Here is a 22,858-nt window from a genome sequence, read left to right as displayed (position 1 = left end):
GATGAAAAAAAGCATCAAAAATAAAACGATTGCAGGTTTACTAATTGCAGTTGTTTTTGTTTCGTTTTCATTTCAATCAAAATTTTTTGAGGTTGCAAAACAGATAGAAATTTATACCACATTATTCAAAGAATTGAATATGTATTATGTGAATGAAATAAATCCGGCAGAATTAACAACTCGCGCTCTAAAAAACACGTTAAAAGATTTAGATCCGTACACAAATTACTTTAACGAACAAGATGTTGAAGCTGCTAAAATAAGACGAGAAGGAGAATATGGCGGAATCGGAGCATCAATACATTATGCGAGTAAAAACCCTTTAATAATTAGTGTTTATAAAGGATATGCAGCTGACAAAGCAGGTTTAAAATCTGGAGATATAATTTTAAAAATTGATAATCAGGTTTTAGCAGAGTTAGAAAAAGAAGATACTTCTAGTTTGTTACTTGGAATACCTGATAGTCAAATTTCTATTGAAGTTTTAAGAAATGGAAAAAAACTAAAATTTGATTTAAAAAGAGAAAAAATAGAAATAAATCCGGTTCCGTTTTACAAAAAAATAGACAATGAAACAGGTTATATTGTTTTAACAAGATTTAATGAAAAGGCTGCTTCAGAAATAAAAAAAGCCTTTGAAAGTTTAAAAAAAGAAGGCATAAAAAGTTTGATTTTAGATTTACGTTCAAACCCTGGAGGATTGCTTGGTGAAGCCGTAAACATTTCTAACTTTTTTTTACCAAAAGGAAAAGTAATTACCACTACAAAAGCGAAAGTAAAAAAATGGAGCAATACGTATTTATCTAGAAACAATCCGTTAGATTTAGAAATTCCGATGGTTGTTTTAATAAACGGAAGTTCTGCATCAGCATCAGAAATTGTAACGGGCGCTTTGCAAGATTATGACAGAGCAGTTGTAATGGGAAAACGATCGTTTGGAAAAGGATTAGTGCAACGTTACAGAACATTGAGTTACGGAACGCAATTAAAAGTAACTATTTCTAAATATTATACGCCAAGCGGACGATGTATTCAAGAATTAGATTATGCAAACAGAGATTTTAAAACAGGAAAAGTGCCGAAGTTTTCTGATGCCGGAATCAATGAATTTAGAACAGAAAACGGAAGAAAAGTTTTTGATGGTGGCGGAATTATACCAGATATTACAACAGAAAATGAAACCTTATCAGAAGAAACAAAAATTTTGCTAGGTTCTAGAGCATTATTTGATTTTGCAATCAATTTTAGAAATAAAAACAATAAAATTTCTGCAGCAAAAGACTTTAAGTTTACAGATAAAAACTTTAAACAATTTCAAACGTTTTTAAAAACAGACACCACGTTTTTAACAAAAGAAGAAGCTTCGTTTAAAAAATCATATGAGATGTTAACCGCTACTCAAAATAAAAAAATAAGCAAAGAATATTCTCAAATCTTAAGTACATTAAAAACAGAGAAAATAAATGCTTTAGCAAGTAATAAAGAGTTTTTAAAGAACGAGTTAAAAGACATTATTTTAGACCAATATTATTATCAAGAAGGTGTTTATCAAAGTAAGATAGCATCAGATAAAACGGTTTTAGAAGCGGTTAAATTACTAAAGAACAAAATAAAGTATAATCAGATATTATCAGGCGAAAAGTAAGCTATTTAAATTAGTATCTTTGAATTACGAAAAAAGTAAAAAATTAGAATGAAAGAAAGAACAAGAGCGCAAGAATCTACAGGAGCTATAGAAAGATTATACATTTCTATGCGTCATTTATTTAGTAGAGGTTTTTACAAACCGATGGGTGTTTCTGGTGAAACATTAAGAAAATCGTTATTGCAATTAAGACCAGAAATTTATGGTTCTATTGCAGAAGAAAAAGTAGAATTAAATGGATTAATATATATTATTGAACGCTTACCAGAAGGAATTGAGGAGTGTCAATTTATCAATTTAACAGCTGACGAAGGATATAAAAACTCGCACTTTAAAGCAATTATTCCTGCAAAAAGAAGAAGAAATTGTTATAGAATAGACAAGGATCAAATGAATATTGAGATTACTCGAGGTAGATCAGAAATCTATGATATTTTAACCCATTTAACTTTTTTGTTTATAGAATCTCACAAGATTAAAGAAAAAGTTTTAATAAACGAAGGTTCAGATTGTATTAGGGAATGGAAAACATTGAAAGAAATTGTACTGTATGATAAATCAATTACAAAAGATGAAAGAGAAGTTACCATTGCACATTTAGGAACTATTTTAGGAAGAACTTATGAAGAAGTTTCTAAAATTTACAACACATTTTCTACAGAGAAAAATCCAGATCGGTTTTTTCAATTAATATATTGGTTAGGTCAATTAGCAATTAATGAAACGGTAGAAGACAAAAAAAGAGTTGTAACATTTAGTTCGGTTTTAAATGAACAAATAGGACAACATATTTATGGTGAAATTTGGGCAGATAACATTAAAAAAATTCTTAAAGAAAATAATTTATTAGAAAGACCAATTCATATTATTAGTGCAAATATGCACAGTGTTATGAACTCGATTTATGCTCAAGGTGCAATTCCTACAGAAGCTAAAAACAATGTTGGTTTTAAACTATTTGGATTATTAAGTAACGAAAACAGTAAAGAATTTCAAGTAAAAGTTAAAAATTACGCTTCTAAAAATGGGTTGATTTATGTAAAAGATACTTCGGGTACAAACATAAATGTTCAAATAATTGATACAGAAAAAATCGATTTTGCAACAACAAGTTATATCAAACAGAATTCACAAAATAAAAAACCTGTATTAATTGTAATGGATTATGCTTTTGGAGAACAAGCATATGAAACCATGGATGAGTTGTTAAAACCATATATTACAGAAAACACAACAATACATTTAGATGTTGAATCTGTTTCAATTATGGGAAAAGCAGGAATTTTAGAAGGAGGAAAAGGCGATATTATGATTCCGTCTTCACACGTTTTTGAAGGAACAGCAGACAATTATCCGTTTAAAAATGAGTTAACTAAAGAAGATTTAGAAGGTTTTGGAGTGCGTTCATTTGACGGAGCAATGATTTCTGTTTTAGGAACATCGCTTCAAAATAAAGACATTTTAAAATTCTTCCATGATTCTACTTGGAACGTAATTGGACTAGAAATGGAAGGAGCACATTATCAAAAAGCAATTCAAGCTGCATCTAAAATTAGAGGAAATATATCAGAAAACGTAAAAGTACGTTATGCATATTATGCGTCTGATAATCCTTTAGAAACTGGAGCAACATTGGCTTCTGGCGGATTAGGAATGTCTGGTGTAACACCAACTTATGCAATTACACAAAAAATATTAGAACAAATATTTTAAAAAATACAACTAACTAAACAAGAAAAAATGGCTAAAGAATCACAACCTAAAGAAGAAATAGAGTTAGGATCGTTATTTATTATTATTGGAAAAGGATTTTCTAATCTATTTAATTTTATTGCAACAGTTTTTAAAGGAATTTATCATCTAGTAATTTTATTGTTATTATTTGTTAAAACAAATCTAATAAAGCTTGTATTAGCAGCAGTAATTGGTGGAGTAATTGGAACTTTTTTTCAGTTAAAAAAAGCACCAACTTTTGGTGCAGACATGCAAGTTCAGCCCAATTTTAAAAGCACAAGACAATTGTATAATAATGTAAATTATTACAACGATTTAGTAAAGCAAAAAGACACAATTACTTTAGCAAAAACGTTTAATCTTTCAGCTGAAATAGCAGCAAAACTTAAAAAATTTGAAATTTATCCTATAAAAAACGGAAACGATCTTTTAACATCTTATGATGATTTAATTTTATCTGTTGATACACTTACGGCAAAAAGTTATTCGTTTGATGTGTTTAAAAACACGTTTACAGATTACGATTATAGAATTCATAATATTCATGTTATTGCAACACAAAATAACGTTTTTTCTAAGTTAGATGAAGTTATTATTTCATCCGTTGTAAACAATAAATTCTACAATAAAGTAAAAAGATTAACAAACGAAAACCTTAACAGAACAGATTCGCTTTTAAGACAAAATTTAACTCAGATAGATTCTTTAAGAAGAGTTTATATGACCGTTTTAGTAGAAGAATCTAAAAAAGAAAACACAGGAACAAGTATCGATTTAGGTGGTACAAAAACCACAACCAAAGAACTAGAATTATTTGAAACTAATAGAAGAATAAATAAAGATTTAAAAGATATTAGTGAAGATAAATCAGAAAAATCTGAAGTTTTAAATGTTATTTCTAATTTTCAGCCAATTGGTTATGAAATAAAAGGGATTGATAAAAATTATGGAGTTCAAATAGCACTTTTAGGAGTTGTTTTAATGGTGTTATTTTTACTATTAAAACAGTTAAATGTTTATTTAAACAACTATAAAAAATAGTTAATGAAAGCGATATTGATAACAGGCGGAGCTGGTTTTATTGGGGCTAATTTTATTCCTTATTTTTTAGACAAAAACAAAAATATTAAGGTTGTAAATTTAGATGCATTAACGTATGCGGGAGATTTAGAAAACTTAAAAGAGTTAAAAACACATTCAAGATATATTTTTGAAAAAGGAAATATTTGTGATAGAATTTTTATTGAGAAAATATTTAAAAAATATACTATTTCTGGTGTAATACATTTTGCCGCAGAATCTCATGTAGATAATTCAATTAAAAATCCAGATGCGTTTATTCAGACGAATATAAACGGAACATTTAATTTGTTAGATGTTGCAAAAGATTACTGGATGGATGCACCAAATTTGTATAAAAAAGAGTTTGAAAACGCTCGTTTTCATCATATTTCTACAGACGAAGTTTTTGGTACTTTAGGAGCAACAGGTTTGTTTACAGAAGAAACTCCATACGCACCAAATAGCCCTTACAGCGCATCAAAAGCAGCGTCCGATTTTATTGTAAGAAGTTATTTTCATACTTACGGAATGAATGTTGTTACAACAAATTGTTCTAATAATTACGGACCAAAACAACACGACGAAAAGTTGATCCCAACAATTATCAGAAAAGCAATTTCTGGAGAAAATATTCCTATTTATGGTGATGGAAAAAACATAAGAGATTGGTTGTTTGTGCTAGATCACTGTAAAGGAATTGAGTTGACATATCAAAAAGGAAAAGCAGGAGAAACCTATAATATTGGTGGAAAAAACGAACGAAATAATTTATATATCGCAGATAAAATATGTGAAATATTAGATGTAATTTCTCCAAAAAAAGTTTCCTATAAAGAACAAATTTCTTTTGTAAAAGACAGACCAGGACACGATTTTAGATATGCAATTGATGCATCAAAAATTGAAAATGAATTGGGTTGGCTTGCTGAAGAAAATTTTGAAACGGGAATAAAAAAAACCATTGAATGGTATTTAAATAAATATAATAAATAATGAAAGGAATTATTTTAGCTGGCGGATCTGGAACAAGATTGCATCCAATAACACTTGCAATTAGCAAGCAATTAATGCCTGTTTTTGATAAACCAATGATTTATTATCCATTATCAACATTAATGTCGGCAGGAATTAATGAGATTTTAATTATTTCTACACCTCAAGATTTACCACTATTTAAAAGATTGTTAGGAGATGGAAAAAAATACGGATGTACTTTTGTATATACAGTTCAAGAGAATCCAAACGGATTAGCTGAAGCATTTATTTTAGGTGCAGATTTTATTGGAGATGATAAAGTTGCATTGATTTTAGGAGATAATATTTTTTACGGAACAGGATTGGCAACATTATTAAAAGCCAACAACAATCCAGATGGTGGAATTGTATATGCATATCATGTTCATGATCCAGAAAGATACGGTGTTGTTGAATTTGATGAAAACGGAAACGCAATTTCAATTGAAGAAAAACCAGAAAAACCAAAATCAAATTATGCAGTTCCTGGAATTTATTTTTACGATAATGACGTTGTAGAAATCGCAAAAAACATTAAACCAAGTCATAGAGGAGAATTAGAAATTACAGATATAAATAAATCATATTTAGAAAAAGGAAAGTTAAATGTGAGTATTTTAGATAGAGGAACTGCTTGGTTAGATACTGGAACTTTTGATTCTTTAATGCAAGCATCTCAATTTGTGCAAGTAATAGAAGAAAGACAAGGATTAAAAGTTGGTGCTATTGAAGAAGCTGCTTATAGAAGTGGTTTTATCACTAAAGAACAGCTACACAAATTAGCTGAACCATTATTAAAAAGCGGTTATGGTAAACATTTAGAAGGAATTTAATGCAAGTTACAGAAACAAACTTAAAAGACTGTTTTATTATAGAACCAACAATTTTTGGAGACGAAAGAGGTTATTTTTTTGAAACTTTTAATAAACAAAAGTTTAATGAACTAACAGGCAAAGAAATTGAGTTTGTTCAAGATAACGAAGCGTTTTCAAACCGAGGAGTTTTAAGAGGATTACATTTTCAAAAAGGAGCATTTGCACAAGCAAAATTGGTGCGTGTTGTAAAAGGGAAAGTGTTGGATGTAGTTGTGGACATCAGACCAAGTTCTAAAACTTATGGCGAAGTATTTTCTTGTGTTTTATCAGAAGATAATAAGAAACAATTATTTGTTCCAAGAGGTTTTGCGCACGGCTATTCTGTTTTAGAAGACAATACCGTTTTTGTATATAAATGTGATAATTTTTATCAACCAAAATCTGAGGGAGGAATTATATTTAACGATGAAACACTAAATATAGATTGGATGCTTTTAGAACATGAAATATCGGTTTCAGAAAAAGATAAAGTGCTAAAAAAGTTTAATGAATTAGAAATTTAACAAGTGAAAAAAATTGCTTTAATTACAGGAATTACAGGACAAGATGGTTCGTATTTAACAGAACTTTTATTAGATAAAGGATATGAAGTTCATGGTATAAAAAGACGTTCATCTAGCTTTAATACCCAACGAATAGATCATTTATATCAAGATCCTCATGCAGAAAAAAGAAATTTATTTTTGCATTATGGAGACATGACAGATAGTACAAATTTGATTCGTATAATTCAAGAAGTTCAACCAGATGAAATTTATAATTTAGCAGCAATGAGTCACGTTCATGTTTCGTTTGATACACCAGAATATACTGCAAATGTAGATGGACTTGGAACCTTAAGATTGTTGGAAGCAATTCGGATTTTAAACTTAGAAAAAAAGACTAAAATTTATCAAGCTTCAACATCAGAATTATACGGAAAAGTACAAGAAGTTCCACAAACAGAAACAACATCTTTCTACCCGAGAAGCCCTTATGGAGTTGCAAAAATTTATGCCTATTGGATTACTGTAAATTATAGAGAAGCTTACAACATTTTTGCGTGTAACGGAATTTTATTTAATCATGAATCACCAGTTAGAGGAGAAACGTTTGTAACCAGAAAAATTACAAGAGCAGTTTCTAAAATAGCGTTAGGATTACAAGACAAATTGTTTTTAGGAAATTTAGATGCAAAAAGAGATTGGGGTCACGCAAAAGATTATGTACGGATGATGTGGATGATTTTACAAGCAGATAAACCAGAAGATTGGGTAATTGCCACAGGAAAAACAACCTCGGTTAGAGACATGGTTAAAATGGCTTTTTCGGAAGTAGGAATTGAGCTAGAATTTGTAGGAAAAGGAAAAGAAGAAAAAGGAATTATCAAAGCATGTAAAAATCCTGATTTTAAAGTAGACATTGGAAAAGAAGTAATTTCTATTGATCCGCATTATTACAGACCTACAGAAGTAGATTTGTTAATTGGTGATGCAACCAAAGCAAAAGAAAAATTAGGTTGGACACCAGAATGTTCTTTAGAAGAATTGATTAAAGAAATGATGGAAAATGATATACAAATCATGCAAAAAGAATTGTTTTTAAAAAAAGGCGGACATCATATAAACAACAATTATGAATAAAGACGCAAAAATATATGTTGCTGGTCATAGAGGTTTGGTTGGTAGCGCTATTGTAAAAAATTTACAGCAAAAAGGACATAGGAATATCATCACCAAAACGCATCAAGAACTCGACCTAACAAATCAGCAAGAAACGGCTGATTTTTTTGCAAAAGAAAAACCTGAATACGTGTTTTTAGCTGCTGCAAAAGTTGGCGGAATTGTAGCAAATAATAAATATAGAGCAGATTTTATTTATAAAAATTTGATGATTCAAAACAATGTGATTCATCAAAGTTATGTGAATAACATAAAAAAATTATTGTTTTTAGGAAGCACATGTATTTATCCAAAAAATGCCAATCAACCAATCAAAGAAACGGAACTTTTAACCAACGAATTAGAATACACAAACGAACCTTATGCCATTGCAAAAATTGCAGGAATTAAGATGTGTGAAAGTTATAATTTACAATATGACACTAATTTTTTATCGGTAATGCCAACCAATTTGTATGGGCCAAATGATAATTTTGACTTAGAAAAATCACATGTGTTACCAGCGTTAATTCGTAAAATTCATTTGGCAAAATTATTAGAAAATAATGATGAAAAAAGCGTTTTAAAAGATTTACAAGTTGATACTTTAGTTGAAGCAAAATCTATTTTATCAAAATATGGAGTCACATCAAAAAGTGTAGAAATTTGGGGTTCTGGAAAACCAAAAAGAGAGTTTTTATGGAGCGAAGATATGGCTGATGCTTGTGTTTTTTTAATGGAAAGTAGCGATTTTAAAAACACCTTTCATTCGCAGGAGAAAGAAATCAGAAATACCCATATAAATATTGGAACTGGTATTGATATTTCGATTGCAGCATTGGCAGAAAAGATTAAAAACATTGTTGGTTTTAAAGGCGAATTTATCTTTAATACAGAAAAACCAGACGGAACCATGCGAAAAGTTACTGATGTTTCTAAAATTCACAATTTAGGTTGGACACATGCTATTGAGTTAGATAAAGGAATTGAAAAAATGTATGATTGGTACCTGCAAAAAATAAATGAATAGAAAAAATATCATATTTAAAAATGTTTCTTTAGGAGTTTTTTATAAAATCTTAAACATGGCAATTGTTTTTACAACAATTCCACTTTTATTAAACTATTTAGAAAAGGAGCAGTACGGAATTTGGGTAACTATTTTTTCGTTGGTAAATATTGTGTTTTTTGTGGATGCCGGAATTGGAAATGGGTTAAAAACCAAACTTTCTGAAGCGTTAAGCTTAAAAAATTTCACACTGGCTAAAACGTATATTTCTACCGCTTATATTGCTATTTTTTTAATTTCAGTATTGGTTTTATGCATCGGTATTGGAGGTATTTTTTTAATAAATTTACAAGAACTATTCAATACCACAATTTCAGAAAGTGAGTTAAAAACGGTATTATTGGTAACCTTATTTTTAGTAATCACAAGCTTTGTTTTAAACTTATATAAATCTTTTTTTTACGCAAATCAACAAGCGTCAAAAGTAGAATTGGCAATGTTAATTTATCAGTTAGTAGTATTGCTTTCTACGATGCTTTTATTACATTTTTTTCCAAGAAAACTATTGTTTGTTGCAGTATTTTATGGTGTTTCGAATATTTTAGTTGGACTTATTTTTACCATTTTATTTTTTAAAAAAAACAAAAAAATACAACCCTCTATTGCTTCTTTTAATAGAGATAAGGTAAAAGATTTAATGGGGTTGAGTTTGGCTTTCTTTGGAATTCAATTGTGTATGATTGTTATTTTTACAACAGACAATTTAATTATCAGTAAATTATTAGGACCAAGTGAGGTAACCAATTATGATGTTGTTTATAAACTTTTTCAAGTAGTAATTACTATTTCTGTAATTGCACAAGATCCTTTTTGGGCATTATACACAGATGCTTTTCAAAAGAAAGATTTTAAGTGGATTAAGAAAACGATTATCCGGTTAAATAAGTTATTTATAGCTTTAATTTTCTTAATTACTGGATTGTTTTTTATTTCAAAGCCACTTATTAAAATATGGATTCAAAGAGACTTATTGATTCCGACTACCTTAATTTTATTCATGTCGATTTTTGTGTTGATTCGTGTTTACGGAATTATTTATATGACATTTTTAAACAGTATTGGTAAAGTGAAATTACAATTGTGGTTGTATATTTTTGGTGCTATTATTAATATTCCGTTATCCATTTATTTTGTAAAAACGTTTGATTTAGGAAGCAGTGGTGTTATTTTAGGAACTGTTTTTAGTATTTTAAGTCTATCATTAATTTTACCTTTACAAACCTTTCAAATTTTAAAAAAGAATGAAATTAATTAACATCATAAGAAAACTCATCAATCCTGTTAAATTAGATTTAAAGATATATCCAGATTTAGACTTAAGAAGAAGAAAAAAACTATTTCATTATTATAAAATAAACAAAATTTTAGATGTTGGAGCAAATAGTGGACAATATGCCTTGCAGGCTTTTAACTTAGGTTTTAAAGGGCAAATAATCTCTTTTGAGCCTGTGAGTTCAACTTTTTCTACATTAGAAAAAAAAGCGATTAAAAATAAAAAATGGAAAGCTTTTAACTATGGACTGGGTAGTCAAAATGAAGATTTAGAAATTCATTTATCAAAAAACACTTATAGTAGTTCTCTACTAGATATTTTACCAAATCATGTAAAAAGCGCCCCAGAATCTAAAATTATAGGAAGTGAAAAAGTTTCCATAAAGTCATTAGATGCAATTTACAATAGCTTAGTAAATGAAAATGATATAGTTTTATTAAAAGTAGATGTGCAAGGTTTTGAAAAGAATGTGTTAGAAGGAGCAAAAGAATCATTAAATAAAATTAAAGGAATTCAAATAGAAATGTCAATACAAGAACTTTACAAGGATGAAATGTTATACATAGATATTATTAACTTGTTAAAATCTTTTGGTTTTAATTTACATAGTTTAGAAAATGGTTTTTATGATGAAGAGTCAGGGAAACTTTTACAAGTAGATGGATTATTTTTTAGAGATTAACATGAGAAGATCAATAGTTTCCATTATTACTGTTTGCTTTAATAGCGAAAAAACTATCAGAGACACAATTGAATCTGTTTTAAATCAAAACTATTCAAACTTTGAGTACATTATTATTGATGGAAAATCAACCGACAAAACTGTAGAAATAATTAAGAGTTTCGAAAATCAATTTAAAGAAAAAGAGATTTCTTATCGATGGATTTCAGAAAAAGATGCCGGAATTTATGATGCCATGAACAAAGGGTTAAAGTTAGCTTCTGGAGAAATTATAGGTATTTTAAATAGCGATGATTGGTATACAAAAACGGCTATTTCAACAGTAGTAGAAAAGAATCAAAACAATACAAATACAATAATATCAGGTAAAAAAAATAAAGTAAATTCTAAAAAAGAGGTTTTAAAAACCATTCAAAATAAAAAGGAAATTACCGCTTACATTCATAAAACAATGCCAATTAATCATCCAGCTACTTTTGTACACAAAACAGTTTATAACAAAATAGGTTTGTTTGATACGCAATATAAATTATCTGCAGATTACGATTTAATTTATCGAGCTTTTAATGCAAATACATCATTTTTATTTGTCGATGAGGTCTTAGTAAATATGCGAAATACTGGAGCAACACATCAATCAAAAAATTTGTTTATTACAGCAAAAGAAGATTATCATATTAGAAAAAAAAATAAAGTTACACTTGCTTTTTTTTACTATTTAAAAAGAATAGGATTTAATTATTTAGTAATTATTAGAGATTTCCTTTTTAAAAACCGTTAATATAAAATGATAAAGAAGCTTTTTTACCTTTTTGTTTTTTTTGCGCCATTTACTAGTTTTTTTGCGCTGTCTGCTTGGTTAAGAGTTCCTGTGGTAATAAATCAATTATTGTTTATTGTATTGTTAATTAGTGTTTTTAAAACTGATAGAATAAAGACAAAATGGATTGTAAAAGAAGATTTGTTTTTACTTGCTTTTTTAGTTCTGGTTTGGATTAGCTTTATGCTTGGCTTTCGAGAAAAACGAAGTTTAAACCATTCATTAGCTTACACCAATAGTATTTTATTTTATTTTTTTATGATAAAATATGTGGTTCAACTTCTTAAAATATCATCACTTCAAATAGCAAGAATTGCTTATTGGTCTTTTTGTTTAAGTTCTATAATTATTATCACAGATTTTATAGGTAAAAATTACTTTAATGTAAGTATTAGAACCCTTTTTTCTGAAGCAGATGGCATTATTAGTAATATGGATTACTTTATTAGGTCTGGTTTTGAAAGAGTTGGTGGCGTAGCAGAAGAACCAGGAACAATGTCTGTTTTTTATAATATTTACTTTGGTATATCACTCTATTATCTTTACGTAAAAAAGAAGGCTAAACATTATATTTTTATAGCTGTTCTTTTTATAGCATCACATTTTGCCATGCTTTCAAATGCAGGTATTGTATTACCTATTATAGCTGCAGTTTTAATTTTTGTGATTAATAGATTAAAGCAATTAAAAATTTCTCAAAAACAACTCTTATTAATTTTAGGTATTGCTACAACATTACTTATCTCCACAGTAGTTATTTTATTATTTGATATTGGTAATACAACTCAGTTTTTAAAACAATTTTTTGATAAAATTTTCTTTAGTGAAACAGCTGAATATTCATCAAGTGGACAACGATTATTACAATGGAAAAGAGCATTGTCTAATTTTATTGAAAGTCCAATTTTTGGAAACGGACCAGGTTTTGGTGTTGATCAAGATGCCGAAGGATACTTAAGTGTCTATTTAACAATATTATCAGATTTGGGTATTTTAGCGCTCTTATTTTTCTTATCTTTTCAAGAAACAATGATTAAAAAAACGCTAAAATTAAATGCTCCAATACGAAGCTTTTTGTTGTTTTCTGTAATTACATCTTTTTTACATCTTATTATTGTTGCTGATTTTTATCATGCGCCTTTATGGATTTTATTTGGTTTTATTCAATTAGTTTATAAAGAGCAAAAAGAATTACAGTTATGAGAATAATACATGTAATTACGGCATTTGGAATAGGTGGAGCAGAAAAACTACTTAAAAACATTGTTAACAAACAAGTTAAAGAGCACGATGTTTATTTGGTGTACTTTAAGGATAAAAATGATTTAGTTGCTGAGCTTGATAAAAAGGTTCATATAAAACAAATTCCTTTTTCGAGACACATAACTAGAAACCTTAAAAGTTTTTATGAACAAGTACAACCAGATATTATTCATACGCATTTAGGTCATGCAGATTTATTAGGAATTTGGAGCGCAAGAAAAACAAAAGCAGCACTATTTTGTACTATGCATAATATTTATTTTAAGAAAAATTATTTAGATTTTTTCTTTTTTAAACTGTATACATTTTTGTTTTTAAGTGCAGCAAAAAACACTCATGTTATTTCAATTTCAAAAGCTGTTGAAAATCACGTTATCAATAAGTTAAAAGTACCCAAAGAAAGATCTTATATATTAAAAAACGCAATTTCACCAAAAGTAATAGAGAAAAAAAACGAATTAAAAGATACAATAAGATTACTCTTTGTTGGTCGTTTGGAAAAACAAAAATCGGTAGAAACCTTACTAAAAGCAATAGCAACTTTAAATAATAAACAACTTAAAAAAGAGTTTGAATTAACAATTGTTGGTGATGGAAGTTTAAAAAAAGAGTTAGAAGTATTATCTAGAAAATTAAAAATAGATCATCTTGTAACTTTTAAAGGAGAACAAAAGAATGTGGATGCTTATTATAGCACATCAGATATTTTTATCCTGCCATCTATTTTTGAGGGTTTTGGAATTGTAATTATTGAAGCATTTAGAGCTAAATTGGCGGTAATTGCTTCAAATATTGAAGGGCCAGCAGAGCTAATTGAGAATGATAAGAACGGACTTTTATTTCCGGTAAAAAATGAAAATGCTCTTGCAAATAAAATAGAACTGTTAATTATTAATAAAGCAAAAAGAAAAGAGCTTATTGATAATGGTTATAAAACTTTTACAAAAGATTATCATATTGATACTTATGTAGAAAAACTAAATAATTTATATATAGATGTTTACAATCAAAAGGATTCTTAAAAATAGTCCTTATAACAAGGTTACTATACTTCTTTTTTTGTTGGTTTCATTTGGTTTTCCAACAGCTGTTAAAATTGTGGTTCCGTTGTTTATTGTGGTTACTTTTTTTCAGTTTTATCAAGTGTTAAAAAACAAGATTACTATAGATTATTTATTAGAAACATATTTTTATCTTCTTGTATATTCTCTTATTTTTTTTAGAAGTATTCACACACTTATTTTAGTATTTAATTTAATTTTTTACTTTTATTATACGTTGAAATCTAAAGAGAAGCTTAAGGTTAGCGCTCTAAAGAATGAATTTTTAATATTCTTTTTTTTCTGCTTAATAATAGTAAATCAGCTAATTTTTCAACCGTATTTAAAAACCATTGATACTTATTTATATTTATTATTTTATCCTTTATTATTTTTCTTAATAAAAAAAAATAAAATTCACTTTACCATTGAAAATACTTTAAAAGCATTTATTATTAGTGTTTTGGTTGCAACATTATATTTGATTTTTATTAATTTATTTCAGGGCACCTTAACACTTAAAACCAATACTTTTTTTGCAGAACCTCTTGATTTAACACATGTTTATTTTGGGCTATTTTTAGGTGCTGCCTTCAGCTTTGTTTTAATTTTGTTAGAAAAGGAAGCGTATTTTATTAATAAGATTAGTACTTATTTTTTATTATCAATTTTTATAATAGTGTTAATTTATAATGGCGCAAGAACCTCGCTTATTGCAACATTTATGATTTTTGGTGTTTTTTTATTTAAGAAGATTCCGTTAGTTTTTTATAAAAAAATTACCCTTCTATCAGTATTGTTTTTTATGTTTTTTACAATAAGTTTTAAAACAATACCTAGGGTAAAACAAGATTTATTTTTTATTAAAAAGGTATATGTCTCAGTTACAACAAATGACACAGAAGATTTAATTCAAAACTCATGGAGAAATATTTATCAACGTTTTTTAGTTACCAAATACACAGTTAATGAAATCAAAGAAAACCTATTTTTAGGCGTTGGAAACCATAACATAAAAAAAATATTAGGAGAAAAAATTCATAAAGATGGCTATGTATATTTCGAGGCTATAAACCCACATAATCAATATCTTCATGTTTTATTAGGAATGGGACTTTTATCTTTTTTATACTTTTTAGTAATGATGGCTAATTTTTTTAAAATGCCGACATCTCACATATATTTCCTTTTGTTTTTTATATTGATAATGTTCACAGAATCTGTTCTAGTACGAGTAAAAGGAATTTCTGTATTTTTTCTATTTGCATTAATTTTATCGTTAAAAAAGAGGCCTTTATATGATTAAAATAATACATATTGCAAGACCCGTTGCAGGTGTTGGAGTCTATATTTCTTTACTAACAAAGCATATAAATAAAAACAAGTTTAGCAATGCAATAATTTGTAATACAAATGATGAAATTATTGAACTTTTAGACACAAATAATCAAAAAATAAATACGCATCACGCAAACCTGATTAGAAAAATAAATCTTATAAACGATGTCAAAACTTTTTTTCAAATTGTAAAAATTTTAAAAAAAGAGCGCCCAGATATTATCCATTGTCATAGTGCTAAAGCAGGAATTTTAGGAAGACTAGCAGGAGCCTATTTAAAAATTACAACATTTTATACTCCGCATGCTTATTCCTATTTAAGTGCAGAAGGCAAATTGAAAAAGAGGTTTTTTAAAAAATTAGAAAAGCTACTAGGTATTTTACCTTCAAAAACAATTGCTTGTTCAGAATCTGAATATATAAGAGCCACAACAGATATAAACATTACTAAGGATAAAGTTTTACTTTGGCGAAATTCGATAGAAGATGTTTTTGTTTCAGATAAATTACCAATTCCTGAAGCGCTTCCAGAAGAATTTATTTGTACAATTGGAAGAGTTTCGTATCAAAAAAATATTGAACTTTTAATAGAGTCTATAAAAATAGTAAAAAAGACAAACACAGCTATTCATCTTGTAATTCTTGGAGCAGGTCTATATTCTCCATTGTTAAATAAGGTAAACTTACTGATAGAAAAACACTCTTTAAAAGATAACATTACAATAATTCCTTGGCTTAGTAGAACAGAAACCTTAGCTATTTTACAACATAGTAAATTTTATGTATCTTCATCAAGATATGAAGGTTTACCATATGCTTTGCTAGAAGCATTGGCGTTAAAAAAACCATGTATAGTAACAGATGTTGACGGAAATAAAGATGTTATAAAAGATACTTTTAATGGATTTGTAACATTGGAAAACCCAGAGGATATTGCACAAAAAATTAATATCCTTATAGAAAATAAGGAATTGCTAAAACAATTCTCTATAAACGCAAGAAAAGAATATGAAACTCGTTATGTTATAGATAAAAATATAATTTTGCTAGAAAATTTATACAATCACTAAGTAAAAAAAAATTGAAAAAGAGATACTCCAAATTTATTATACCGCTATACATTTTTATTGATTTAATAATCATTAATACAGTAATTCTTTATATTTCTGATAAAGAATATTTACAAGCTAGTTTTTTAATTTATATCAATGTTTTTTGGATAATTTCTTCTTTTTTTAGCGGGTTTTACAAAGTATTTAGACACACTACTTTTTTTAGAGTTTTAAGCTTATTAGCAGTTCAGTTTTCTGTTTTTTTCTTAGGGTTTTTCACATATTTCTCGTTGTTTAGAGAAGGAAATGTTGTCAATAATCAAACAGTAATTCTTGTTGCAATTTTTTCTGGAATTGCAATTTTAAAATATAGCTTTATATATGCTTTAAAAAAATATAGGGCAAAAGGAAATAATTTTAGAAAAGTAATTGTTCTTGGTTCTGATGAAACAGCAAAAAAAATAATACATCTTTTTGAAGGAAAAAAAGAACTTGGTTATCAAGTATCAGGTTTTTTTTCTGATAAAACAACATCAAACAAAAAATTATTTAAAGGATTAATTGAAAAAAGTTATTCGTTTATTTTAGAGGAAAACATAGATGAAGTGTATTGTTCATTATCAGAGCTAAGTAGAGAAGAAATAAAAAAAATTACAACATTTGCGAATGAAAATAACATTGTTGTTAAGTTAATTCCGAATGCAAATGAGTTGTATAGTAAAAGTTACAAAACAGAATACTATGAAGATTCTCTTTTAGTTTTAAATGTAAATAAGCTCCCTTTTGAAATTTTAGAAAATAGAGTTATTAAAAGAATATTTGATATTGTCTTTTCTTCTTTTGTTTTAATTTTTTTAATGACGTGGTTAACACCAATAATTTGGATTCTGATAAAATTAGAATCTAAAGGACCAGCTTTTTTCAAACAAAAAAGAGAAGGATTAAATGGAGAGTTATTTGTTTGTTATAAATTTAGATCGATGAAAGTGAATATCAATTCAAATAATAAACACACGGTAAAAAATGATGTTAGAGTTACTAATTTTGGTGCTTTTTTACGAAAAACAAGTTTAGATGAATTGCCACAGTTTTTTAATGTTTTACAAGGAAATATGAGTGTTGTTGGTCCAAGACCTCACCTAAAAAGCTTATCTGTAGAGTACCAAAAAAATGTTAATAATTATTTAGAAAGACACGCCATGAAACCAGGAATTACAGGACTCGCTCAAGTAAGAGGATATAGAGGCGAAATAAAAAAGAAATCAGACATAAAGAACAGAATTCGGTTAGACATTTTTTATATAGAAAATTGGTCTATCCTTTTAGATATAAAAATTATATTCCAAACTGTATTTAATGTGTTTAACGGAGAAGAAAAAGCGTATTAATTTTGAGTGATGACATTGAAATATCAGCAACTATTGTTACTTATAATGAAGATATTGAAACGCTCAAAAAAACAGTAAATTGTTTTTTAAATACACCGCTTTCTAAAAAACTATATGTAGTTGATAATTCACCAACTGATGCTTTAAAAAATCATCTTAAACAGCCAGAAATTACCTATTTTTTTGCCGGAAAAAACTTGGGTTTTGGAAAAGCACATAATTTGGTTATTTCTGAACTAACATCAGAATTTCACTTAATTTTAAATCCGGATGTCACTTTTAACTCACAAGTTTTACCCAATTTAATACAAGAATTAAGAAAGCAAGAAACAGTTGCCATGATTTCTCCAAAGATTGTTTATCCCGACGGTAGCATGCAATTTTACTGTAGAAAATATCCAAGTTTTTCTGAATTAATTTATAGAAGATTAGGGCTTTTTAAACGTAAAACTCAAGCAAGTGAATACAGGAATTTAGATTTATCAAAATCGTTTTTTCCAGAAAGCATGCACGGTTGTTTTATGCTTTTTAAAACCCAAGATTTTATAAAAATTAACGGATTTGACGAACGGTATTTTTTATATATGGAAGACATTGATATTTGTAAAAAAATTGATATTATTAACAAGAAAAAAATGTATTTCCCAAACGAAACAATCAAGCATTTGCATCAAAGAGGTTCTGCTAAAAAAATCAATTTACTTTTTCAGCATTTACTTTCTGCTAGAAAATACTTTAAGAAATGGCAAAATTAAACAGATAATACATTTTCAGAATGTATATTTGTAGTTTAAAACAACAACACAACAATGAATATTCTTATTTTAGGTTCTGGAGGAAGAGAACATGCTTTTGCATTAAAATTAGCTGAAAGTAATAAAGTAAATCAACTTTTTGTTGCTCCAGGAAATGCAGGAACTTTGCAAATTGCAAGCAATATTAATATCAGTCCAACCGATTTTAAAGCGGTTAAAGAAACCGTATTAAAGTACAAAATTAACATGGTTGTTGTTGGTCCAGAAGCGCCATTAGTAAATGGAGTTCATGATTTTTTCTTGGCGGATAGTGAGTTGAAAAATATTCCTGTAATCGGACCTAAAAAAGACGGTGCTTTGTTAGAAGGATCTAAAGATTTTTCTAAAATTTTTATGGAAAAACATAACATTCCAACGGCTCGTTACCAGTCTTTTACCAAAGAAAATTTAGTTGAAGGATTTGCGTTTTTAGAAACATTAAAACCTCCGTATGTTTTAAAAGCAGACGGATTAGCAGCCGGAAAAGGTGTATTAATTTTAGATTCTTTAGCAGAAGCAAAATCAGAATTAGAAGAAATGGTTTCTAATCAAAAATTTGGAGAAGCTTCATCAACCGTTGTTATTGAAGAATTTTTAGACGGAATAGAATTGTCGGTTTTTGTATTAACAGACGGGAAAAGCTATAAAATTTTACCTTCAGCAAAAGATTATAAACGTATTGGTGAAGGCGATAAAGGATTAAATACGGGCGGAATGGGAGCAATTTCTCCTGTACCTTTTGCATCCAAAGAATTTTTACAAAAAGTTGAAGAAAGGATTGTAATTCCTACAGTAAACGGATTGCAAAAAGACGGAATTGATTATCGTGGGTTTATTTTTATTGGTTTGATGAACGTTGATGGAAATCCGCAAGTAATTGAATATAATGTAAGAATGGGCGATCCAGAAACAGAAGCAGTATTGCCAAGAATTGAATCTGATTTATTCGATTTATTTGAAGGCGTTGCCAACCAAACATTGCACAAAAAGGCGTTCTCTGTAACGTCAAAAATTGCAACAACCGTAATGTTGGTTTCTGGTGGATATCCAGAAGCATATGAAAAAAATAAAGAAATTTCAGGCATTGAAAATGTCGAAAACTCTATTGTTTTTCACGCAGGAACAAAAATGGAAAACGGAAAAGTTTATACAAACGGAGGACGAGTGATGGCAATTTCTTCTTTTGGAGATTCTATTGAAGAAGCATTGAAAAAATCGTACAATTCTATTGATAAAATCTCTTTTGAAAATATGAATTATAGAAAAGATATTGGTTTTGATTTAATATAGAAACAATACCTCTCAACTCCGATCGAGGAGACAAACTTATTGTCGGGTTGAGCGGAGTCGAAACCTAAAATTAACTTTGTGAAAAAAATAATTGTTGCACCGCTAAATTGGGGATTAGGTCATGCTTCTCGATGTGTGCCAATTATTCATTTTTTATTAGAAAATAAGTTTACACCAATTATTGCTTCTGATGGAAAAGCTTTGACTTTTTTACAAAAAGAATTTCCAAATTTAGAATCTTTACAATTGCCTTCTTACAACATTTCTTATACTAGAAATTTAAAATTAGGATTGTTTTTTCAACTTCCAAAAATTGTAAAAGCAGTACAAAAAGAAACCAATGTTATTGCTGATTTTATCACTAAAAACAACGATGTTGTTGGCATCATTTCTGACAATCGTTTTGGAGTTAGAAATGCTAAAATTCCGTCTGTGTATATCACGCATCAATTGACTGTGTTGTCTGGAGTTTTTACTTTTTTTACTACGAAAATTCATCAGAAAATCATTCAAAGATTTGATGAATGTTGGGTGCCAGATTCTAAAGAAAATTCGTTATCAGGAAAACTTTCTAAATCAACCAATAAAAAATTAAACTTAAAATATATTGGTGCTTTAAGTCGGTTTGAAAAAGTAGATTTACCAATTAAAAACTCGATTTTAATTGTGTTGTCGGGAATTGAATCACAAAGAAAAAGATTAGAAGAAAATCTGCTGAAAACTTTTGAAAATCATCTTAAAAAAGTAGTATTGGTTCAAGGAAAAATTGAAGAAAACCAAACAAAAAAAACGATTGGAAACGTAACAATATATAACTATTTACTTTCAAAAGAGTTAGAAACAGAAATCAATCAATCAGAAATCATTATTTGTAGATCTGGGTATTCATCCATTATGGATTTAGCTGTTTTAGAAAAGAAAGCTTTTTTTATTCCGACAAAAAATCAAACAGAACAAGAGTATTTAGCAAAGCATTTAGGAGCGATAAAATATGTGCCATTTTGCAAAGAAAAGGATTTTAAGTTAAGTTGTATAGAAGAAGTAAAAAACTACAACGGAATTTCTTGTAATCAAAATAAATTAGACAAAGAATTACTTTGCTTTTTCAAGAGAGAATGAGAATTCTGAACCTTCTTTAAAAGTGCTTTTTAATAGAATGGTTTGGTTGTGAGCTTCAATTATATGTTTTACAATTGCCAAACCTAAGCCAGAACCACCTTGATTTCTTGCTCTACTTTGATCAACTCTGTAAAAACGTTCAAACAGTCGAGAAATATGTTCTTGCTTTACTCCTTCTCCATTGTCTGAAACTTTTATAATGAATTTATTTTCGTTATAATCATCTACAGCAACCTTAGTTATGCCGCCAACTTTCCCATATTTAATTGAGTTTACAACGAGATTAATAAGGACTTGTTCAATTTTTTCAACATCGCCAATTACATAAATAGGAAATTCATAAACTCTATCAAATACTAAAGAAATGTTCTTTTTTTTCGCTCTCATTTCAAACAAATCAAACACATTTTGAACGAGTTCTAGAATATTAAATGGTTGTAAATCTATTTTTAAACCTTGGGTTTCTAATTTAGCAATCATGTCTAAATCTTTAACAATTGCAGCCAACCTTTCTACACCTTTGTTTGCTCTCTTTAAGTATTTTTCTAGAATTTCTTTATCTTTTGATGCGCCTTCAATTAAGGTTAGTAAATAGCCTTGAACAGTAAATAATGGTGTTTTTAATTCGTGCGCAACATTTCCTAAAAAATCGCGTCTAAAAGAATCTCTTTCGGTTAAATTCTGAATTTCGATGCGTTTTCCTTCGGCAAATTTTTGAAGACTTCTAGATAGAGTTTCCATATCTGTTGTTACAGATTTTCTTTTTAAATCTTCAATTTTTAACAACGAAACATCTTCATATATTTTACGAACGCGTCTATAAATAAAGTATTCTACTCTGTATTGAATAATGAAAAAAGAAATAAATAATAGTGTTAAAATAGCAAAAGGCAAAAACCAAAAACCAATTTTTTGATATAAAAAATAAGACAAAACATTGATAACAATAACCAAAAGTGCTAAATATATAGCAGTGATAATTGCAAAAGAATATGTTTTTTTTAGTTTCACAAAAAGGACTTTAGTTTTTTTCTTCTAAAACAAATTTATAACCAACACCTTTTATGGTTTTAAAGAAATCATCACCAATTTTTTCTCTTAATTTTCTAATGTGTACATCTATGGTTCTTCCGCCAACAACAACTTCGTTTCCCCAAACCGAATCTAAAATTGTTTCGCGCTTAAATACTTTGCCTGGTTTAGAAGTTAATAAAGAAAAAAGTTCAAACTCTTTTTTGGGTAATACAATTTTTTTATCGCCCTTAAAAACAACATATTCTTCTCTGTTGATTACAATATCACCAATTCTAGTAGTGGTTTCTTGTTCTTCGTTATTTTTTAAACGCCTTAATAAAGACTTGATTTTGCTAACTAAAACTTTTGGTTTAATAGGTTTGGTGATATAATCATCTGCACCGGCATCAAAACCAGCAACTTGAGAATAATCTTCGCCTCTGGCAGTTAAAAACGAAATAAGAACATGTTCTAATTCTTTTATTTTTCTGATTTTTTCACAAGCTTCAATTCCGTCCATTTCTGGCATCATAATGTCTAATAAAATTAAATGAGGAATTATTTTTCTAGCGGTTTTAACACCTTCAACTCCATTTCTAGCAGTAAAAACTTGATAGCCTTCATTTTTTAAATTGTAACCAACAATTTCTAAAATATCTGGTTCATCATCAACTAATAAAATTTTAATATCACTTTTTTTCATGATTGTTTTTTGACTTGTATTGTTCAAAAGTATGGATAAATAT

General features: G+C 28.2%; 21 protein-coding genes. 19 read left to right on the top strand and 2 right to left on the bottom strand.

All coding sequences use genetic code 11. The features are described from left to right. Position 1: 1 nt before the first annotated feature. The 19 genes from ABDX67_RS01410 to ABDX67_RS01320 all read left to right on the top strand — a co-directional run bounded on the left by ABDX67_RS01410 (position 2) and on the right by ABDX67_RS01320 (position 21,098). A complete protein-coding gene (locus tag ABDX67_RS01410; RefSeq protein WP_347173000.1) occupies positions 2–1,645 on the top strand; it encodes a S41 family peptidase in 1,644 nt (547 codons plus the stop codon). Between the two features lie 48 nt (positions 1,646–1,693). Then, positions 1,694–3,358, top strand: a complete 1,665-nt coding sequence (locus ABDX67_RS01405; protein ID WP_347172998.1) for a DUF6909 family protein — start codon at positions 1,694–1,696, stop codon at positions 3,356–3,358. Between the two features lie 27 nt (positions 3,359–3,385). Beyond that, positions 3,386–4,420 carry a hypothetical protein gene (locus ABDX67_RS01400; RefSeq protein WP_347172996.1) on the top strand — a complete coding sequence of 345 codons (1,035 nt, stop codon included), beginning with the start codon at positions 3,386–3,388 and terminating at the stop codon, positions 4,418–4,420. A gap of 3 nt (positions 4,421–4,423) precedes the next feature. Next, positions 4,424–5,434, top strand: coding sequence for a dTDP-glucose 4,6-dehydratase (gene rfbB / locus ABDX67_RS01395; RefSeq protein ID WP_347172995.1), 1,011 nt, complete (start codon positions 4,424–4,426; stop codon positions 5,432–5,434). Continuing rightward, complete coding sequence (gene rfbA, locus ABDX67_RS01390) at positions 5,434–6,288, top strand: glucose-1-phosphate thymidylyltransferase RfbA (RefSeq protein WP_347172994.1); 855 nt, start codon at positions 5,434–5,436, stop codon at positions 6,286–6,288. The genes rfbB and rfbA overlap by 1 nt, the downstream gene beginning before the upstream one ends. Beyond that, positions 6,288–6,833 carry a dTDP-4-dehydrorhamnose 3,5-epimerase gene (gene rfbC / locus ABDX67_RS01385; protein ID WP_347172992.1) on the top strand — a complete coding sequence of 182 codons (546 nt, stop codon included), beginning with the start codon at positions 6,288–6,290 and terminating at the stop codon, positions 6,831–6,833. Before rfbA ends, rfbC begins: the two co-directional genes overlap by 1 nt. A 3-nt stretch (positions 6,834–6,836) precedes the next feature. Then, positions 6,837–7,952: a GDP-mannose 4,6-dehydratase gene (gene gmd, locus ABDX67_RS01380; RefSeq protein ID WP_347172991.1), complete on the top strand. Its 1,116-nt coding sequence runs from the start codon at positions 6,837–6,839 to the stop codon at positions 7,950–7,952. Next, on the top strand, positions 7,945–9,000 hold the full coding sequence (locus ABDX67_RS01375; protein WP_347172990.1) for a GDP-L-fucose synthase family protein: 1,056 nt from the start codon (positions 7,945–7,947) through the stop codon (positions 8,998–9,000). Before gmd ends, ABDX67_RS01375 begins: the two co-directional genes overlap by 8 nt. Further along, entirely contained in the window at positions 8,993–10,294 is a 1,302-nt protein-coding gene (locus tag ABDX67_RS01370; protein WP_347172989.1) for a lipopolysaccharide biosynthesis protein, read from the top strand. The genes ABDX67_RS01375 and ABDX67_RS01370 overlap by 8 nt, the downstream gene beginning before the upstream one ends. After that, entirely contained in the window at positions 10,281–10,994 is a 714-nt protein-coding gene (locus ABDX67_RS01365; RefSeq protein ID WP_347172987.1) for an FkbM family methyltransferase, read from the top strand. The genes ABDX67_RS01370 and ABDX67_RS01365 overlap by 14 nt, the downstream gene beginning before the upstream one ends. A 1-nt stretch (position 10,995) precedes the next feature. Further along, positions 10,996–11,775 carry a glycosyltransferase family 2 protein gene (locus tag ABDX67_RS01360; RefSeq protein ID WP_347172986.1) on the top strand — a complete coding sequence of 260 codons (780 nt, stop codon included), beginning with the start codon at positions 10,996–10,998 and terminating at the stop codon, positions 11,773–11,775. 6 nt (positions 11,776–11,781) lie between these two features. Beyond that, the gene (locus ABDX67_RS01355) at positions 11,782–13,017 is read left to right on the top strand and encodes an O-antigen ligase family protein (protein ID WP_347172984.1); all 1,236 of its coding nucleotides are present in this window, start codon (positions 11,782–11,784) and stop codon (positions 13,015–13,017) included. Continuing rightward, positions 13,014–14,099, top strand: coding sequence for a glycosyltransferase family 4 protein (locus tag ABDX67_RS01350; protein WP_347172982.1), 1,086 nt, complete (start codon positions 13,014–13,016; stop codon positions 14,097–14,099). The genes ABDX67_RS01355 and ABDX67_RS01350 overlap by 4 nt, the downstream gene beginning before the upstream one ends. Continuing rightward, a complete protein-coding gene (locus ABDX67_RS01345) occupies positions 14,074–15,423 on the top strand; it encodes an O-antigen ligase family protein (RefSeq protein ID WP_347172980.1) in 1,350 nt (449 codons plus the stop codon). The genes ABDX67_RS01350 and ABDX67_RS01345 overlap by 26 nt, the downstream gene beginning before the upstream one ends. Next, entirely contained in the window at positions 15,416–16,525 is a 1,110-nt protein-coding gene (locus ABDX67_RS01340; protein WP_347172978.1) for a glycosyltransferase, read from the top strand. Before ABDX67_RS01345 ends, ABDX67_RS01340 begins: the two co-directional genes overlap by 8 nt. Positions 16,526–16,536: 11 nt before the next feature. After that, positions 16,537–17,895 carry an undecaprenyl-phosphate glucose phosphotransferase gene (locus tag ABDX67_RS01335; RefSeq protein WP_347172977.1) on the top strand — a complete coding sequence of 453 codons (1,359 nt, stop codon included), beginning with the start codon at positions 16,537–16,539 and terminating at the stop codon, positions 17,893–17,895. A gap of 2 nt (positions 17,896–17,897) precedes the next feature. Next, entirely contained in the window at positions 17,898–18,650 is a 753-nt protein-coding gene (locus tag ABDX67_RS01330) for a glycosyltransferase (protein WP_347172975.1), read from the top strand. Between the two features lie 54 nt (positions 18,651–18,704). Further along, complete coding sequence (gene purD / locus ABDX67_RS01325) at positions 18,705–19,979, top strand: phosphoribosylamine--glycine ligase (RefSeq protein WP_347172973.1); 1,275 nt, start codon at positions 18,705–18,707, stop codon at positions 19,977–19,979. Between the two features lie 78 nt (positions 19,980–20,057). Next, positions 20,058–21,098 carry a glycosyltransferase gene (locus ABDX67_RS01320; RefSeq protein ID WP_347172971.1) on the top strand — a complete coding sequence of 347 codons (1,041 nt, stop codon included), beginning with the start codon at positions 20,058–20,060 and terminating at the stop codon, positions 21,096–21,098. Here the strand turns inward: ABDX67_RS01320 and ABDX67_RS01315 are convergent. Both ABDX67_RS01315 and ABDX67_RS01310 read right to left on the bottom strand, forming a co-directional pair. Next, positions 21,072–22,109, bottom strand: coding sequence for a sensor histidine kinase (locus ABDX67_RS01315; RefSeq protein WP_347172969.1), 1,038 nt, complete (start codon positions 22,107–22,109; stop codon positions 21,072–21,074). The two genes, ABDX67_RS01320 and ABDX67_RS01315, sit on opposite strands and share 27 nt — an antisense overlap. A 10-nt stretch (positions 22,110–22,119) precedes the next feature. Next, entirely contained in the window at positions 22,120–22,815 is a 696-nt protein-coding gene (locus tag ABDX67_RS01310; RefSeq protein ID WP_347172967.1) for a response regulator transcription factor, read from the bottom strand. Positions 22,816–22,858 lie beyond the last annotated feature (43 nt).

This window comes from Polaribacter uvawellassae (assembly GCF_039748955.1).
Lineage (GTDB): Bacteria > Bacteroidota > Bacteroidia > Flavobacteriales > Flavobacteriaceae > Polaribacter > Polaribacter uvawellassae.
This window is presented reverse-complemented; position numbering and strand designations above follow the sequence as displayed.

Excerpts from the sequence above, each read along its gene's own strand:
- ABDX67_RS01350 (WP_347172982.1), top strand. The coding sequence starts at position 13,014 with ATGAGAATAATACATGTAATTACGGCATTTGGAATAGGTGGAGCAGAA.
- ABDX67_RS01370 (WP_347172989.1), top strand. The coding sequence starts at position 8,993 with ATGAATAGAAAAAATATCATATTTAAAAATGTTTCTTTAGGAGTTTTT.
- ABDX67_RS01400 (WP_347172996.1), top strand. The coding sequence starts at position 3,386 with ATGGCTAAAGAATCACAACCTAAAGAAGAAATAGAGTTAGGATCGTTA.
- ABDX67_RS01310 (WP_347172967.1), bottom strand. The coding sequence starts at position 22,815 with ATGAAAAAAAGTGATATTAAAATTTTATTAGTTGATGATGAACCAGAT.
- ABDX67_RS01355 (WP_347172984.1), top strand. The coding sequence starts at position 11,782 with ATGATAAAGAAGCTTTTTTACCTTTTTGTTTTTTTTGCGCCATTTACT.
- ABDX67_RS01340 (WP_347172978.1), top strand. The coding sequence starts at position 15,416 with ATGATTAAAATAATACATATTGCAAGACCCGTTGCAGGTGTTGGAGTC.
- rfbA (WP_347172994.1), top strand. The coding sequence starts at position 5,434 with ATGAAAGGAATTATTTTAGCTGGCGGATCTGGAACAAGATTGCATCCA.
- ABDX67_RS01375 (WP_347172990.1), top strand. The coding sequence starts at position 7,945 with ATGAATAAAGACGCAAAAATATATGTTGCTGGTCATAGAGGTTTGGTT.
- ABDX67_RS01360 (WP_347172986.1), top strand. The coding sequence starts at position 10,996 with ATGAGAAGATCAATAGTTTCCATTATTACTGTTTGCTTTAATAGCGAA.
- rfbB (WP_347172995.1), top strand. The coding sequence starts at position 4,424 with ATGAAAGCGATATTGATAACAGGCGGAGCTGGTTTTATTGGGGCTAAT.
- rfbC (WP_347172992.1), top strand. The coding sequence starts at position 6,288 with ATGCAAGTTACAGAAACAAACTTAAAAGACTGTTTTATTATAGAACCA.
- purD (WP_347172973.1), top strand. The coding sequence starts at position 18,705 with ATGAATATTCTTATTTTAGGTTCTGGAGGAAGAGAACATGCTTTTGCA.
- ABDX67_RS01410 (WP_347173000.1), top strand. The coding sequence starts at position 2 with ATGAAAAAAAGCATCAAAAATAAAACGATTGCAGGTTTACTAATTGCA.
- ABDX67_RS01345 (WP_347172980.1), top strand. The coding sequence starts at position 14,074 with ATGTTTACAATCAAAAGGATTCTTAAAAATAGTCCTTATAACAAGGTT.
- ABDX67_RS01405 (WP_347172998.1), top strand. The coding sequence starts at position 1,694 with ATGAAAGAAAGAACAAGAGCGCAAGAATCTACAGGAGCTATAGAAAGA.
- ABDX67_RS01365 (WP_347172987.1), top strand. The coding sequence starts at position 10,281 with ATGAAATTAATTAACATCATAAGAAAACTCATCAATCCTGTTAAATTA.